This window comes from Moorena sp. SIO3H5 (assembly GCF_010692395.1).
Taxonomy (GTDB): Bacteria; Cyanobacteriota; Cyanobacteriia; order Cyanobacteriales; family Coleofasciculaceae; genus Moorena.
On sequence record NZ_JAAHHS010000150.1, the window covers coordinates 1 to 16539 of the forward strand.

General features: G+C 41.7%; 17 protein-coding genes and 2 pseudogenes. 8 read left to right on the forward strand and 11 right to left on the reverse strand.

Going from position 1 to position 16539, the window contains the following annotated elements:
• Positions 1-158: pseudogene (locus F6K52_RS17365) on the forward strand (RNA-guided endonuclease TnpB family protein); the annotation flags it as partial.
• Between the two features lie 131 nt (positions 159-289).
• Here the strand turns inward: F6K52_RS17365 and F6K52_RS17370 are convergent.
• Positions 290-1258, reverse strand: a complete 969-nt coding sequence (locus tag F6K52_RS17370; protein ID WP_293079878.1) for a carbohydrate kinase — start codon at positions 1256-1258, stop codon at positions 290-292.
• A gap of 487 nt (positions 1259-1745) precedes the next feature.
• On the opposite strand from F6K52_RS17370, the gene F6K52_RS17375 reads away from it, so the two are divergent.
• The 4 genes and pseudogenes from F6K52_RS17375 to F6K52_RS17390 form a co-directional block, all read left to right on the forward strand.
• Positions 1746-2813, forward strand: a complete 1068-nt coding sequence (locus tag F6K52_RS17375; RefSeq protein WP_293079881.1) for a pentapeptide repeat-containing protein — start codon at positions 1746-1748, stop codon at positions 2811-2813.
• An 887-nt stretch (positions 2814-3700) separates the two neighbouring features.
• Entirely contained in the window at positions 3701-4318 is a 618-nt protein-coding gene (locus F6K52_RS17380) for a hypothetical protein (RefSeq protein ID WP_293079884.1), read from the forward strand.
• Between the two features lie 604 nt (positions 4319-4922).
• Entirely contained in the window at positions 4923-5252 is a 330-nt protein-coding gene (locus F6K52_RS17385) for a hypothetical protein (protein WP_293079886.1), read from the forward strand.
• A gap of 879 nt (positions 5253-6131) precedes the next feature.
• Positions 6132-6452: pseudogene (locus tag F6K52_RS17390) on the forward strand (transposase); the annotation flags it as partial.
• A 70-nt stretch (positions 6453-6522) separates the two neighbouring features.
• Here F6K52_RS17390 and F6K52_RS17395 read toward each other — a convergent pair.
• The gene (locus tag F6K52_RS17395) at positions 6523-7008 is read right to left on the reverse strand and encodes a hypothetical protein (protein WP_293079889.1); all 486 of its coding nucleotides are present in this window, start codon (positions 7006-7008) and stop codon (positions 6523-6525) included.
• A 1485-nt stretch (positions 7009-8493) separates the two neighbouring features.
• Here F6K52_RS17395 and F6K52_RS17400 point away from each other — a divergent pair.
• Complete coding sequence (locus F6K52_RS17400) at positions 8494-9468, forward strand: lipase family protein (RefSeq protein ID WP_293079892.1); 975 nt, start codon at positions 8494-8496, stop codon at positions 9466-9468.
• Positions 9469-9537: 69 nt separating this feature from the next.
• Here F6K52_RS17400 and F6K52_RS17405 read toward each other — a convergent pair whose 3' ends face one another.
• A complete protein-coding gene (locus tag F6K52_RS17405; RefSeq protein ID WP_293079896.1) occupies positions 9538-9672 on the reverse strand; it encodes a hypothetical protein in 135 nt (44 codons plus the stop codon).
• 27 nt (positions 9673-9699) lie between these two features.
• Here F6K52_RS17405 and F6K52_RS17410 point away from each other — a divergent pair, with 27 nt between their 5' ends.
• Entirely contained in the window at positions 9700-9837 is a 138-nt protein-coding gene (locus F6K52_RS17410; protein ID WP_293079901.1) for a hypothetical protein, read from the forward strand.
• Between the two features lie 234 nt (positions 9838-10071).
• Here F6K52_RS17410 and F6K52_RS17415 read toward each other — a convergent pair whose 3' ends face one another.
• Positions 10072-10242, reverse strand: coding sequence for a hypothetical protein (locus F6K52_RS17415; RefSeq protein ID WP_293079905.1), 171 nt, complete (start codon positions 10240-10242; stop codon positions 10072-10074).
• A 330-nt stretch (positions 10243-10572) separates the two neighbouring features.
• On the opposite strand from F6K52_RS17415, the gene F6K52_RS17420 reads away from it, so the two are divergent.
• The gene (locus F6K52_RS17420; protein WP_293079908.1) at positions 10573-11043 is read left to right on the forward strand and encodes an MOSC domain-containing protein; all 471 of its coding nucleotides are present in this window, start codon (positions 10573-10575) and stop codon (positions 11041-11043) included.
• 122 nt (positions 11044-11165) lie between these two features.
• On the opposite strand, the gene F6K52_RS17425 is transcribed toward F6K52_RS17420, so the two are convergent.
• The 7 genes from F6K52_RS17425 to F6K52_RS17455 all read right to left on the reverse strand — a co-directional run.
• Complete coding sequence (locus tag F6K52_RS17425) at positions 11166-11348, reverse strand: type II toxin-antitoxin system HicA family toxin (protein WP_293079912.1); 183 nt, start codon at positions 11346-11348, stop codon at positions 11166-11168.
• Positions 11349-11367: 19 nt separating this feature from the next.
• On the reverse strand, positions 11368-11658 hold the full coding sequence (locus F6K52_RS17430) for a type II toxin-antitoxin system HicB family antitoxin (RefSeq protein ID WP_293079917.1): 291 nt from the start codon (positions 11656-11658) through the stop codon (positions 11368-11370).
• A 92-nt stretch (positions 11659-11750) separates the two neighbouring features.
• Positions 11751-11903: a hypothetical protein gene (locus F6K52_RS17435; RefSeq protein ID WP_293079921.1), complete on the reverse strand. Its 153-nt coding sequence runs from the start codon at positions 11901-11903 to the stop codon at positions 11751-11753.
• 265 nt (positions 11904-12168) lie between these two features.
• Entirely contained in the window at positions 12169-13431 is a 1263-nt protein-coding gene (locus F6K52_RS17440; RefSeq protein ID WP_293079926.1) for a SufS family cysteine desulfurase, read from the reverse strand.
• Between the two features lie 17 nt (positions 13432-13448).
• On the reverse strand, positions 13449-14780 hold the full coding sequence (gene sufD, locus F6K52_RS17445) for a Fe-S cluster assembly protein SufD (protein ID WP_293079932.1): 1332 nt from the start codon (positions 14778-14780) through the stop codon (positions 13449-13451).
• The gene (sufC, locus tag F6K52_RS17450) at positions 14780-15568 is read right to left on the reverse strand and encodes a Fe-S cluster assembly ATPase SufC (protein WP_293079937.1); all 789 of its coding nucleotides are present in this window, start codon (positions 15566-15568) and stop codon (positions 14780-14782) included. Before sufC ends, sufD begins: the two co-directional genes overlap by 1 nt.
• Before the next feature lie 495 nt (positions 15569-16063).
• Positions 16064-16539 (reverse strand): SufD family Fe-S cluster assembly protein (locus tag F6K52_RS17455; RefSeq protein ID WP_293079957.1); only part of this gene is annotated, 476 nt, incomplete at its 5' end.

A 16539-nucleotide genomic window follows, 5' to 3' on the forward strand; every position in this document is an offset into this window, starting at 1 on the left:
AGTTAGGAATTAACCTGACCAAGGTAGGTAGGGGAGTCTTGACACTCCCGAACCGTTATGATTTGTTCACTTCATTGAGTAAATCATATCGGACAAGAAGTGAAGAGGCGCGGTTTCAACCCGCCTCTTCACTTCTTGTGGAATCCCCCTGCTTTTAGCGGGGGGAGATGTCAAAGCGAGCGTTTATCATAGCTATGAGGTACACATAATTTTTTACCTCTTAACTCTTGCCTCTTGCCTCTTGCCTCTTGCCTCTTGCCTCTCCTCACCAAAACTTTTTCAGCAAGCCCTAACTATAGAGAAATGCTTCCACCTCAGCTAATGTAGGTTGAGCTGCGATCGCACCAGGCTTGAGAGTCGTCAGTGCCCCTACTGCACTGGCATAGGTAACCACATCTTTGGCAACGGTTGGATCACTCAGACTCGACCGGTCACGGTGGCATAGTTGATAAATAATGCCACCAGTAAAGCCATCCCCGGCACCGGTTGTATCCTGCACTGCTACAGAAAATGCTGGTAACTTCCCTTCGTTTCCTCCCAGATAGTAGGCGCAGCCTCGTTCCCCGGCTGTGACTAATACTCCTTTGACCTTATCCAGCCGTTGTGCGATCGCTTTTGGATCAGCAGTGCCAAACAAAAACTCTCCCTCCTCATCAGTCAGTTTCAGGAAGTCCGCGTGCTGGATCATGTCTTGAATAATTTCAATGGCAGTATTGGCATCATTCCAAAAGACCGGTCGCCAGTTCACATCTATAAAGATAGAGACCTGGTGTTGTTGTGCTAACTTAACTGCTTGATTAATTGCTGCCTTACTGTCTCGATAGGCTAATTCCAGAGTCCCCAATACCAGAAACTTCGCTTCCTTAAATAGTTCAGTAGGCAAGTGATCCGCTTGAAGTCGTGTATCAGCGAATTCTGTGGTATCGATATCACCAAATCCAGCAAAACTGCGATCGCCTGAGGCATCTCGCACCACATAGACGATTCGTGTGGGAGCTGTACCATGACGCTGTACTCCCGTACCATCGACACCAACATCCTTTAACAACTCTACCAGTATGTCTCCTGGCTGATCTTGACCAATACAACCGATAAATGCAGTGGGTATACCCAGCTTTACTAAAGCACAAGCAGTATTCGCTGGTGCGCCACCGGGATAGTCTGTCCAAGACTCCACCTGTTCTAGGGGTTTTCCTGGCTGATTAGACAAACGATCAAACAACATTTCACCAGCACAGATCACCTGGGGACTTGTCATGAGGGTATTCCTTACCTACCAAACGTAATTGAACGGTGATTCGGGTAGTCTATCGCCCATCTTCTCACAAGGAAGTGGCGCGCAAGTATTTCACCCAAACTGACATCAAATTATACTGTAGGTTATTATTATCTACTCACTAATTAACATAATCGGATTTAGCAGTATTTCATTTTTGCCTCTAATTCCCTTTAAAATTAACTTTCTATTACTTTTGATTTTGTTGGCAAAAATAACGGGAAGTTAAAGACTGACTGTGATGAGAAGTAGTTCCGCTGTCGGAATTCTGTCAATGGAACAGGGTTGAGTCCTGGAATTAGAATTGGGTCGTTTGTCGGTGACATGCCCAAGTACATGAAGTTGACAGATCTGTTTACACACCTGATGCAAAAAAAAGATCTGATGACTGAGCTTAGAGGGGATAATAAATTAGGGATTACCTTTCCCAAATCATAACAGGACTTATACAAGCACATTATTAGCAATAATGAAGCTAAAACAGATACTTAATCAAATCAAAATAAAAATACCCCGTCCACGAAAAACATCATACCTAGACATCAAAAAAATAGCTATTCAACTTTATAATAACCGTCAATTAACAGGTGTAAAAGGAACTAATATAGAAGATAGATATCAAGCCGAAAAAATTGCAAACAGTCCCTTGAGGTTAGTATTATTTAAATGTAATCAACCACTTATAAGAATCGAAAAAAAGTTTTTAGAACCAGTTTTAGACTACCTCAACAGATTGGCATTAATAGAAATATTAGGACTAGTCGGTAATTTATCTATTCTTCTAGGCTTGATTATCTTTATCGCTGGGGAAAAAGATAGGCGAAATAGTGAAATTTATCAAGCATGGCAGGTAATTACAGCAGCATATGACCAACAAGGTAGTGGTGGTAGAAAAGAAGCTCTAGAATTTTTAAATTCAAAGCCTAGGCGTAATCCCTGGTTTTGGTTAACCTGGGAGGAACAAAGTTTGAGTGGTTTGGAAGCACCAAAAGCTTACTTGAGAGGAATTCAACTTGCTAATGCCGATTTAGGGGGCGCTAATTTACAAAAGGCTAAGTTAGTCGATGCTAATTTACAGAAGACTAAGTTAGTCGATGCTAATTTACAGGAGGCTAATTTATTTCGAGCTAATTTACAGGAGGCTAATTTATTTCGAGCTAATTTACAGAAGGTTAATTTATTTCAAGCTAATTTACAGAAGGCTATTTTATTTCAAGCTAATTTACAGAAGGCTATTTTAGAGGAAGCTGATTTACAGAAGGCTATTTTAATTCGAGCTAATTTACAGGAGGCTATTTTAATTCAACCTAATTTACAGGAGGCTATTTTAGGGGGAGCTAATTTACAGGAGGCTATTTTAGGGGGAGCTAATTTACAAAATACATTTTATACAGATGAAAGCACATTGGTAGTTACTTGCCAAAAATTTTTCCTAAGACATCCTTGTCCCACCATATTTCCTAAAAATTTTAATCCTAAAACCGCCGGAATGAAACTAATAAAAGAACTTAAAGATATACCCAAAGATATACCCTAGTACAAGTTTAAGACAAAAACAATAGAACAAGTTACAGTTAACACCCAATAGGTCAATAGCCACCAGTAATTCCACAACTATCTTAACGACTGGGTTACCAATACCTCTCAAACCAGTTTTAATCCCCAAAACGGGAGTTATTGGGATTTTTAAATTAGCTATAATTCCGCTCAATATTAATCACTTTTTATCTTTTGATTTAGTGCTAAAAATAACAAAAAAACATGCTGTAAATTTACAGTATGGTTGAAAGGGTGGTAAATGAACCTGTATTGGAAGTGAGAGCACGGAGAGGAATGTCTCCGTGGGTATTTGTGCGGATTAATAGTGGGCAGACAAGGAAGCGTTCATTCAGACCCTGGACACTTAATACCTGGAAACTTTGCGTAACTTGACTTCCAGTGAATTTGCGATCCAAGAGTGGTGACTAAAATTTTCGGAGGCAAAAAAATTGTGTACATCCTCCGCTTTAGAAGTGATCGCAGAGTGGAATGAAACAGTAGCTAACGGCGGAACACGCCAAACTCACGGAAGCCTCCTCAAGAGCTGAGTACATCGCTCAGTCCAAAAGCCCACTCAAGAGCCTCAGGAAACCCAGTAAGCTCAGGAAAGCACCGCGCTCATCAAGCAGCAATTTCAAGAGTTCATCCAAATCCACAACACATTAACCAAGATAAACAAAACCCACTACAACCTCACTAAGATCAGCCTCAGAGCACGAAAAGACACCCCAATCCCTGCTTACCTCAAGGCAGTTTAACTAATACCAGAGAACCAACTTGAGCGGCCTCGGAAACCGCTCAAGTCAAAAAACTTTCATCAAAAATCCTGAGTCGATTCATACTACGAGTACAAAATAATAAGAATAACAAAACAGGGGATGACTAATGACTAACTGGAAAAACATACTGACCGCGATCACTACCACTTCATTAGTACTAACAAGCCCCATCATGGCTATTGCTCAAACACCTCCAGAGTGGGCACCAGAAGATTACGAGTTACCACAGAACAACGCCTTATACAATCCATACGGAGCCTACAGTAAGGTCACTGTATACACCTTCACTGGGAACAATGGATATACCTTCAATCGGAACAATCCACTAACCGTTAAAGTTTACGTCTATAAGTACACTGGCCAGTATGGCCAGACAGGTAATTCAATAAGGGGAATAATCCTAAAAAACAAGCAGGGCAAAACCGTTGGGAACTTCCAGCGATTCCACATGATGAATGGTCATGAACAAGCAGAAATAGAAGCACAAAACACAAGCAACATATATGCTTCTGCCTGGGAAAATTTAGACCAACCCACTCCATTCTCTTATGACGGCTTTATTCCTAAGGTCTGGTTGACCTTAATAGATCTGGACGCCCATCGGATGGAATCTCCGGATGTTGGGCAAATCGACTTAACTATAGGGAAATGGCAGCAGGTGATACGCCTAGACCTTCAGAGCACTCATGAAGAGGAAATATTCCTGAGGGATTCTCCCTTCTGATATTGAGCGAAAAAACTAGCGACCAGCCCGCTGTTGAGGTGCATGTGGACTGGTCGTTCAAAAAACAAAACAAAGAGACAACCACAATGGTTTGCCCTTTACCTCAATATACCCACTAATTTCAGGAAGTTCCGGAATAACTCAAAAAAATTGAAATCATCGTAACCAAGCACATAGTAATCGACGATCTCTGACTAGTGAAATCTTTTCTCCATAAATCTTTGAAGGCTTTTGATCGCAAAAAATCTGACACGCACCAGCCCCCAGGCACGAAAAAGCCCCGACAGTGTAACGTACCAATATGTTCCGGAATAACTTTTGTCAGTCAATCAGGGTTCTGTAGTTATTAATAATCAGTACAGGTATAGCAATCCTAAATCATTTGTAAAATCACTGGACTTCTTAAAAACTAGCTCCAACTTCTGTCTCATCTGCCTTCTGCCTTCTGCCTTCTGCCTTAAAACAGCCCATTTATTTCACGAATCAGATAGGATTGCTATATCATGCCTCTTTACTAAAAATAACAGCCAAAATGGCGCACAAAACTAATTGACGAAGGTAATATTGTATTTGAAACAATAACACAATAGTAGGACGAAGTTTGATGTTAAAATTAAAAGACATAGAATACTCAGAAGTATTAAATCAGGACAATTGCGCCTTTGCCAAAGGAGGATTTACTTTTGATGGCATCAAAGATTTTAATAACAGTAAAGTCTTTGAAGAGGAAATATTCAGAGTTAATATCAGAGATCAACTATCATTTTTTTCTTTCGATGAAGATGATAAACCTGAAGAAAAAGACCCCTGCAAAAATTCTTCCTGCAAATATTTTTTAAGAGAGAGCAAATATGATAAAAACAAATGTGTCATCCACGGAGGCGAAATTTTTTGTCCCAAGAAGTGGGTCAGAACCAGGGTGCCTAATGACTGACAGACACTTTTTTTTGTACATTTAGCAGTACATTTAGGCGTAGGCATCAAATTCCTGAATCAGGTAGAAGGTAATCTTCTGATAATAGCGATCACGAGCTTTTTGGGAAGGGAAACAAGGATAGGTGGGCGTAATTAAGTGTAAAATAGCGATTGAAATTTAAAATCATGAAACCCCTATGAATAGAGAATTCCAGCTTCATTTTCGGGTTTTGATTTTTAACGTTTATTTATGCCCACCTACTTATAGAGTTGGTTAGGAGTCGCGCAAAAATAACGTAAGCGTTCAGGGGGTAGAAGATCCCTCACCAAAAATGGCAGCGAGAATATACTAAGGTAAGAAACATGGAACAGCAGCGCCCAAACTATATAGAGTAAGTCCCCTGGTCAGATTGGGAAGAAACTCCAGCCAGTGTCAAAAAAAACGGAATTAAGATGACTTTTTATTATTTTCTAACAGTAGTAAAAAAGATAATAAAAAGACGTCTTAATGTCTGTAATGGGCGTTAGCAGTATTAAAAAATCACCTCTAATTCCTCTTAAAATTAACTTTTTATTATGTTTTTATGAGCGAGTGGTGGGAACCCCAAAGACCGCGCTGCATCGCTTTTAGGCAGAGTAATTTAGTTTTTTTCATCGTAACCACGCTCAGTTTTAACCTCTATAAATTGTCGCCCACATTCGTGGCATTTATATCTTTGTTTTCTTCTTTAGATGACCATATTTATGAGTTTTATTGCTATGACATTTAGCTGGGGGGGGGTGACATGCAAGCCGTTATCGTCTCTGGCAACAAACTGGAGATTCAACCGTAACTCATCAGTGGGTAAGAGAATTCAAAACGAAGATACAGACAACGGTTCAAACCTGAAGTTCAGCTGCTGGGGCTGAAGCGGGGAAACTCTTGCGCTCCCTCAACGAGAAAGCCTCTCAATGGTGGTATTTTTTAGACCATCCCCAAGTCCCACCGGATCATAACCGTTGCCGTTAGGTCTCTACGCTTGGCGGTAACTAAGCGTAAGGTTAGTGGTGGCTCTCGTTCCCTCCAACGATTCGAGCAGACCGCTAATTTACTACACGACCAGTCCAAACTTGTCGTTTTCAGGGACGTTCGGTGATTGATTTCTTTGAGCAAGCTCTCATGGCTGTTGCTGGTCACTTGCCCGAAGCTCCTTCCCTTATCCCTTCTCCCCACACCTGAATCCTTACATTACCGGTAACAAGAGTTAGCTTTGAGCGTGTCCTCTTGCTGTCGGTATTTTTTTAGCGTACTAAATAGCAACAAGAAGCCCTTCCCCAAGTCCTTCCATCAAATCTGCCAGATCATCCAGCACACCAACATCATCAGCATCACCAGCATCAGCAGCAGCATCGGAGGCGGTATCAGCGGCATCAGCGGCAAGAGAACTATATATCTTGTAGGTCGCTAGTCCAGCAGTAAGACCAATTCCTAAAATACTACCTATATCTTTCCAAGGAGTAGTGCCATTTGCTTTACACTCTGGATAGCATTCGGTAATTGTTATGGGACTTCCGACTTCAGGCCCCTTAGCCCAAGTTCCTGAAACGCTACAATAGCAAGGATTTTTACTAGGACACTTTGAATTTGAGGTGCAACTACTGATTATACCATTATTGATGGTGGATATCTGATCCTTGTTAGGTAATGGACCACTAGGACAGTCAAGTGCAAATGCAAGATTGCTATGAAAGAAGAAAAAACACAAGGTTGTAATTACTAAAAGCAATTTTCTCATTTTAATTAGCTCCACTTCTAGTTTGGTATACAATTGTTACACTAAGCAGGTGCACAAAATTAATTACACATTCCCCAAAACTCAAAGCATTACGATGTAAGGGTTACAGAGATTGGTAGTAGGAAAATAATTTTGTTTAGGTGCTTAACAACGTTCAAGCTTAACCGCATTCAATCCTTGTTTGACTTAACCTGTAATAGGTAAGTTATTTTTGCGCGGTTCTAGGGTCAATCGACAACTAAGATGTCGTTTGGATTTCAAATTTATTAAGCACCTACACAGAATTAATTACCTACTCTCAATCTGTGTAATTATCACATTGTCAAACTTTTAATTTTGTGAAATGTGTAATCAATTTTGTGTACCTGACTAAATACTTTAATCAGTGCATCCCGATTCTGTAATCAGTATAAATACGTAAAGTTAATTTTCTGGGGAGCAGGTCAAAGTTGCAAAACATATTAACTAAGTAGTCAGTGACGAAAAGACCGGGAGCATGTCAAATTCGCAGAACAAATTTACTCAAATAACTCATAACTGCTACTGAAGCCCTGAAAAAACTGTAGTTCAAGGGTTTGTAGTTCAAGTGTTCTTACAAAATTGACCTGCTCCCAAAAGACCTGCCTACAAACCAATGACCTCGTATGGGTTGCGCAACGATTATTAAGAGAACTTTTTAGATGACCAGTCCAGTGGCTGGAGTTAGGTTATCTAGATAGTCGCTGATGCCCTCAAATCCCAACAATCTGACTTGTTTCCCTTGGGCTTGAAGGATAAGCCTTATTCGGGTTTCTCTCGCCTCCAAGATTAGAGGTTTGGTTTAGGTGCTAAACCCCTTAAACTTTCCTCTCGCATCTTTCTGCCCCTCAATGTTTTCTGTAATCACAAACAACTACCTACAACCTTAAGGGGTGACAAGACGGCTACAAAATTAACTTTACGTATTTATACTGATTACAGAATCGGGATGCACTGATTAAAGTATTTAGTCAGGTACACAAAATTGATTACACATTTTACAAAACTCAAAGTTTGACAATGTGATAATTACACAAATTGAGAGTAGGTAATTAATTCTGTGTAGGTGCTTAATAAATTTGAAATTCAAACGATATCTTAGTTGTTGATTGACCCTAGAATCGCGCAAAAATAACTTACTGGAGTTTAGACTATCCAGCAGAGAAAGGAGAGAATAGGAAGTAAGTCATCTTATTCCCTAGGCTAACCTAGCGGGAGTAGGTCTTGCGTTGCAGAACAAATGAACGATGTATCATCAGAGCAAGCTTAAACCCATGAGGCGGCTAGAGAATTAGTACAAATGTTCTGCATAAGTGACATATTCCCAATGGGGTGAGTCGAGAGACAAAAATTGGTGCTAGTTCGAAAAATTCCAAAATTGGGTTTTGAGATTGTCTTTAAGATGTAAAAGCCCAAAAAAGCTTTGATTAGATTAGGAAGAATCAATTGAAATAAGGAGTATTAGCAATGTCAGCAAAGACTACAACTTCTAACGTGATCGATAACACAATTACTTACCTCACAACTGCTGACCTTGATCACACCAGAGCCATTCTTTTAGCGAAAGCAAGCATTCTAGCTTATGATGCTTTTAATAAGCACAACCCTACTGAGTGTGTTAAGGTTTCTCCACCGGATGGTTATGATTTTGTAGGCCACTGGACTGGTGTTGATGCGATTTTTAATGAATGCAAAACTGTTGAGTGTTATGGTGTAGTGTTTCGCTCTCAGCAGTCTCCTTACACTTATATATTTGCCTTTAGAGGTACTGATTCGACAGAGGATCTAATAGATGATTTTGGTGCCGACCATACAAAATTTGTACCTTACAAGGAAGATGTCGTGGTGCCATCTGACCTTAGGGTTGAATCAGGTTTCTACCATATCTATGCCGATAGTGATGAGACCACACCCTCAATGCAGAATCAGGTGTTTGCCCTAGTTGATCAATATCAAGCATCTGAAAAACCGATCGATACTCTGTATATTACTGGCCATAGTTTAGGATGTACACTGAGCACTTTGTTCACACTTGATATGGCGTTGTCTAGACCAGATATCAAGTCGGCAAGCTACAACTATGCTTCCCCTCGTGTAGGCAACCAAGCATTTGTGGAATTTTATCAACAACAGCCACCGCAACAAAACCCGGAAACACGAACTATTCGTATCCAAAATGTTTATGATAAAGTTCCTTGTGTCCCACTTGAAAGTGAAGGATATCAGCATTTGCCTTATGCCTATCTAGTTTCATTTTATCGAGACAACTTAACGGGTAAATTTGATATTGTAGACAATCATTCTATCCAAAATTATGAAACTGTTTTGAATTGTGCCTTCGAGAGTGAAAGTGGCTTTTGTGAGGGAACCTTTGACTACGATCAGGGCAAAAAGATGAAGTCGGTGAAACCAGATCCTAGTACAGTCTGTACATATTGGTAGTTCTTGGTCTGGCGTTATATCCGAGGTAAGCATATCCTAACAGCGGTTTGCAATTGCTTAATGGTACTTTCATTCTGGGTTTTTAGGGAACAGGGAGCAGGGAAGAGAGAAGAGGGAACAGGGAACAGCGGATCTGGGAACAGGGAAAACAATCCTGTGTACCTGATAGTTATGCAAACCGCCGTATGATGCGATGAGTGTCAAGTACGGTTCAATGGGGAGGGAGATACGGTGACGTATGCTCTCTTACCCGACACTTTCAAGTACGGTTTTGTTGGCGTAGCCTTCCCGAAGGGTAGACGAGTCAGTGAGGTGACTCACTGGCTTAGTTTAATTGAAGTGCCTTGTTGGGGGATTATCAGCATTTAAGATAGAATGTCCAGGCGAAAATATCTGGAATGGGCTTGCATGTCTACCACAGTATCCCGCGTGGATATCAACTATAATGAAGTAGCTGATTTCGCTCAACTATTTACTGGGCAAGCTTTTTATCCTTTTTGATCCACTCCAGTTAGCAAAAATTAGCGAATGGTGAGTGCTAAGGCTGCCTGGATCAACGGTTTATACAATTGTTCGCTTAGCGTGGCCTTTTGGCCATGGATGTTAATCCGGACAAAATGGCAGCCAACGCTGCATCCGACGCTGGTTGCTTTGGGGATATTGGCCGAACCATGGGACGAACGGGAATCCAACGGGTCTTGCTTCACCTCCCCTGTCTGGATCAGGGCAGACAGCATCTATAAACAGGTCGTCAGGTGGGTCAGATGTGCCCACTTACAGGGTTGACCTATCCAGGTCTTCAAGGTATTATATACCCAGGAATTTTTTTCACAGCATTCCTATGGTATGAGTAGTTTATGTCCGAACGAATGCTGGCTCCCAATCACGCTTTGTTAAGTCTGGCAACTCCTTTCCAGATAAGCAGTTGACTACTTTTTACTTCACTTTTTATCAGTCAACCAGGTGCCTAACTCAACGGGCGATTTCCAACTTGAGTCTTACAAAACTGAGATGCACTCTGTCAAAAGCCTTTTAGTGGAACTTTAGATTTTGTGGGAAAAAAGAAAAGTTTTACTTATCAATATGCACAAGCCGTGACCCAAAATGAGTTCTATTTATAGTTTGTATTATTCCAGTGAGGCTGAGTCGGAAATGATTCAGGCTGAATCATTGAAATTTATAACGGGTGAGGGAATCGAAGGAGATCGGTATTTCTTTGGCAAGGGTACATTCTCCAGAGAATTGTCGGGAAATCCTGATTATCAAGTCACATTAATTGAATCAGAAGAGATCGATAAATTTAATAGTCATAATGGATTGAATCTCACCTATGGCTCATTTCGCCGAAATGTCATAACTCAAGGAATCAAATTGAATCCCTTGATAGGGAAAAAATTTTTAATCGGTGATGTTGTACTTGAGGGTATTAGGTATTGTGAACCTTGCTCTCATCTGGCTAAATTCCTTGGCCAAGAAGTCCTGTCTCAAATGCTAGGTCGCTGTGGCTTAAGGGCAAAAATCATTTCAGGTGGTGTTGCTACATCAGGTCAAGAGATAAGAGTTGTTGAGAAATAAGGGCGATCGCACCTCTTCCTTCAGAAGGTTGGCGGTGATTATATGTTTATTCATCTTGATGCTTAGTTTTACACACTTTGACCCTATGTGATTAACCAGATATATTCTCCTCGCGATGGAACTTATTTGAGTTGATCAAATTCCTTTTCACTAATCCCTAACTGCTTCAGTATTTCTCGAAATAACCAACTTCCAATCTCAGCATTACCATGAACAGGAATAGTGGTTGACCGCCCATCCGGATGCTTCCAACGGGCATGACTTCCTTTTTGACGAACTTTCTTAAAGCCTAATTTTTTAGCCACTTTTTATAAGGTTTTAGCTTTAGCTGGCATGAAAAACAGTTACCTCGACATCATCAGGTAAAATTTTGCCTTCTTCGAGGTATTCTTCTTGAATCATCTCAAAAACAGAATTTAATTCACAGAGGGCTGCTTCAGGAGTTTCTCCCCAGGCATGACATCCTTTAATCGCTGGAATATAGGCGACAAAAGTTCCGTTGTCATCGGGACGTAAAATAATTTTATAGTCCTTTAATGATTTCATTATATCGGCTAATGTTGACTTCTTTTGAATTTTATCTAGGCAGGTTCCCATAGGGCTAGAAATTTCCACTCCTTGTGGTTTCTAGATCCTGTCTTCTTGTTGGATTTGTTGAAGCGACAGTTTTTTAATTTTTTATATGAGTCGATAATCCGTGAGCAGATCTATGTACTTATCTCGCAACGGCAAAACCATATCAAAATGCTTTTATGGCTGATAGGGAATAGGGAGTAGGGAGTAGGGAGTAGGGAGTAGGGAGTCGGGAATAGGGAGTCGGGAGTCGGGAGTCGGGAACTTATGTTTATAAATTCTAACAATTAATTATCAAAGTCCCCCTTTTTAAGGGGGATTTAGGGGGATCCCTTCTTGATGCAGTCGCTCATGGGGGGAACCCCCAAGACCGCGCTGCATCGCTTTGTACCTCATGGTAAAGAGAATTGCTATATATTTTTTCCCTATTGACTATTGCCTCTTGCCTCTTGCCTCTTGCCTATTGACTATTACCTATTGCCTTTTCCCTGCTCCCTACTCCCTACTCCCTAAAACCCAAAAATTTGTACCTCACCCAAATAATTGCTATATTCACTCCATAGCACTTCTGAAAAACTCAATTGTTTCTTTCAATGCCACAATAAAGCGATCAATCTCTTCAAAAGTATTATAAAAATACAAACTGGCTCGTGCTGTGCCAGTCACTCCTAAACGATGGTGCAAGGGTTGAGTACAATGATTTCCAGAACGAATTGCTACACCGTCTTGATCCAACAGCGTAGACACATCACTAGCATCCAATCCTTTAATATTAAATGTTGCTAAGGCTGCCCTACCTTTCCCATCTATTGTTGGTTGGGGACCATACATGATTAGATCTGGAATGTCTTGCAACTGCTTAAACAAATAAGCGGTTAATTCTTCTTCATAGCTATGGATAGTATCCATACCCAAGCCAGTCAAATAGTCTACTGCAGCACCAAGTGCGATCGCTTGAGCAATGGCTGGTGTCCCCGCTTCAAATTTATGGGGTAAATCCCCATAGGTGGAGTGATCGAGAAATACCTCGGCAATCATTTCACCACCACCTAAAAATGGAGGCATGGCTTCCAGTAAGTCCAGTTTCCCATACAGAAAGCCAATCCCGGTGGAAGCACACATTTTATGACCGGATGCCACTAGCCAATCACAATTCATAGCTTGGACATCAATGGGCATATGGGGGACACTTTGGCAAGCATCAATCATTACCCTAGCGCTATAGCTATGTGCGATCGCAATAATGTCGTCTACCGGATTAATACATCCCAAGGTATTGGAAACATGAACCACACTTACTAGCTTGGTTTTGTCAGAAATCAGCTGTCGGAACTGTTGTAAATCAAACTCCTGAGTCTCCGTCAATCCCACATACTTTAATACGGCTCCAGTTTTCTGAGCAATAATTTGCCAAGGCACCAGATTGCTGTGGTGTTCCATAACCGAGAGAATAATTTCATCTCCCTGGCGCAGATTTTCCAAACCCCAGCTGTAAGCCACTAAGTTAATCGCTTCCGAAGCATTGCGGGTAAAAACAATCTCTTGTCGTGACTGGGCATTTACAAAACTAGCTACCTTATCCCGTGCCCCCTCATAACCGTCTGTAGCTCTAGTGCTAAGGGTATGGACACCTCGGTGAACATTAGCATTGTCCATTTCGTAGTAGTGGCGCAGTGCATCCAGTACCGCTACCGGTTTCTGGGCAGTAGCCCCATTATCAAAGTAAATCAGCGGTTTACCGTTAACCTCCTGGTGCAAAATAGGGAAGTCAGCCCGGACTTGATCAGCAATGGTTTTTTCTTGAGTTAAGGTCATGTTACTGTTGAACGTTATTACCGTTCCCGTTTTGAACTTATGACTGTTTCCGAGAGTCTTTGGCGAAGAGAAACAAAGGGAATTTGATTGAGTATTTCTGCTACAAAGGCATCAATCAAGAGGTTACGGGCATCGGTTTCCTTTAGTCCACGACTTTGCAAATAGAAGACTTCATCCGCTTCCAGCTGACTGACTGTAGCACCATGGGAACATTTGACATTATCAGCTGTAATCTCCAACTGAGGCTTGGTATCAACTCTAGCCTTGGGCGATAGCAACAAATTACGATTTAACTGAGCTGCATTGGTCAACTGGGCTGCTTGAGGAACAGAAACCTTACCATTAAAGACAGCATGAGCACTACCATCTATAATGCACTTTTGCAGCTGATTACTGATCCCATTGGGATGATTCAACATCACCGCACTATGAGTATCTGCCAACTGTTGCTCACTAATCGCTGTCAAGCCATTTAAAATCGTTTCGGTTCCTTCACCCATCTGAAACACTTCCAGAGTATGGCGAGACAACTTCCCCCCAAAGGCTACCCCATGGGAACTATAAAAACTATTCCGAGCTTGTGCGATCGCACTCTTGCCCACATGGAAAGCCTGGTTACTTTCCCCATCAACCCGGATATGAGTCACCCTGGCATTATCTCCAACCCATACCTCGGTCACGGAATTGCTCAAATAAACACCCTGGGCGCTAGCCTCTTGGCCATGGCAATACTCTTCAACTAAACTCAGCTGACTACCAGGCTCTGCCACCACCAAACAACGGGGCTGAAATAGCCTAGGCACCCCATCAGCCATGGAAACAAACAGCAGATGAATGGGAACCGTCACCTCAGTATTCCTAGGCAACCAGATCACCGCCACATCAGTCAAACCAGCGGTATTGAGCAGCGTAAACACATCGGTTGCGCCCTGGTGCTTGCCCAAATAATCAGCAATTCGGCTCTGATACTCTGATGGCAACTCAGCCAAATTCCCCACAAAAACCCCTTCAGGCAACCCAGCCACAGAGGATAGCTCAGGGGCATAAATCCCATTGACAAATACTAATCGGCTGTTAACCGCCTCTGGCAAAACTACCGGACTAATATCAATGGTGCTTGTATCAACAGCTACAGCAGCCTCAAAGGTCACCTGCAAAAGTGGCGACAAATCCGTAAACCGCCATTCCTCATCTTTAGTGGTTGGAATCGCCAACTCCTGAGCAATACCCCTGGCGTGGTTACTTAGCTCTTGTAACCAATCCATCTGAACTGGATTATCCTGGCGACATTGCTCTAGCAGTGCCGACAAATAAGAAACCTCCCGTTTTACAGAAACTTCCATAGTCATCAGACACTCACCTCAGCAGTCTCGTCTTCTAGCACCCAGTCATAACCACGGGATTCCAACTCTAGAGCCAACTCCTTGCTACCAGTCTTGAGGATACGGCCATCTGCCATCACATGAACAAAATCCGGCTCAATATAATTCAGTAAACGTTGGTAGTGAGTAATCAAAATCATGGCATTCTCTGCACTTGCCAATTGATTCACCCCATTAGCTACAATCTTGAGAGCATCAATATCCAAGCCCGAATCTGTTTCATCCAAAATCCCCAGCTTAGGTTCTAGAAGTGCCATTTGGAGAATCTCATTCCGCTTCTTTTCTCCTCCAGAGAAGCCTTCATTGAGACTACGCTCTAGAAAGCTGGGATTCATTTTAACAATTTCCAGCTTTTCTTCAACTAAATCCTCAAAATCAAATGTATCAATTTCTTCCAATCCCTTGTGCTTGCGACGGGAATTGTAAGCCACCCGCAAGAAATCTAAATTACTGACACCAGGAATTTCCAACGGATACTGAAACGCCAGAAATACTCCAGCCAAAGAGCGTTCCTCCGGCTCCATTTCTAACAGATTTTGCCCTAAAAAACTTACCTCGCCTCCTGTGACATCATAGGCTGGATGACCTGCTAATACCTTAGACAAAGTACTCTTACCAGAACCATTTGGTCCCATAATCGCATGGATTTCTCCAGCTTTAACTTCCAGATTCAATCCCTTCAGAATCTGGTTACCATCCACATCTGCCGTCAAATCCCGAACAGACAATATTATTTCACTAGTTTCACTAATCATTTCGACTTGATAATAAATGCTTTATCCCAGAAGTGTTGTTATCAGGTTAGCAGGTTGAATGTTGAATGTTGAATGTTGAATGTTGAATGTTGAATATTGAATGTTGAATGTTGAATATTGAATGTTAATAGGTTTAAGGTTTAAGGTTGTTCGCGTAGCGTGGCCAAAGGCCAAGGTTGAATGTTACTAGGTTGAATGTTATTAGGTTTTACGTTATTAGGTTTGAGGTTATCAGGTTGAATAATAGTTGAATTTGATCAGCTTTAACTTTGAACGTCTTAATCTAGAAACCTTGGCCAAAAGGCCACGCGATCGCGTTCAACCCGCTAACCTTCAATAACCTAACAACAAACTAACCTTCAACCTTGGCCTTTGGCCACGCTACGCGAACAACCTTCAACCTTCAACCTTGGCCTTTGGCCACGCTACGCGAACAACCTTCAATTTTCAACCTCCCAACCTTCAACCTCCCAACCTTCAACCTCCCAACCTTAGTTATCCCACTGTACCTTCGAGCTTCAGGCTTAAAAGTTTATCTGCTTCAGCAGCAAATTCCATGGGAAGTTCATTGAAGACATCTTTACAGAAGCCACTCACCATCATGGAGATGGCATCTTCTTCTGAAATCCCTCGTTGAGCGAAGAAAAATAGCTGGTCTTCACCGATTTTGGAAGTGGAGGCTTCGTGTTCCACTTTGCCCATGTTGTTCTGGACTTGAATGTAAGGAAACGTATTCGCCTCAGCCGTATCCCCAATCAACATGGAATCACACTGGGAATAGTTTCGTGCGCCCTTGGCCTTCGGACCAATTTTCACTAGACCCCGGTAGCTATTTTTGGACTTACCAGCAGAAATCCCCTTAGAAATGATGGTGCTGCGAGTATTTTTACCGATATGTACCATCTTGGTACCTGTGTCGGCTTGTTGGAGATTGTTGGTCAGGGCAACAGAGTAGAATTCACCAATGGAAT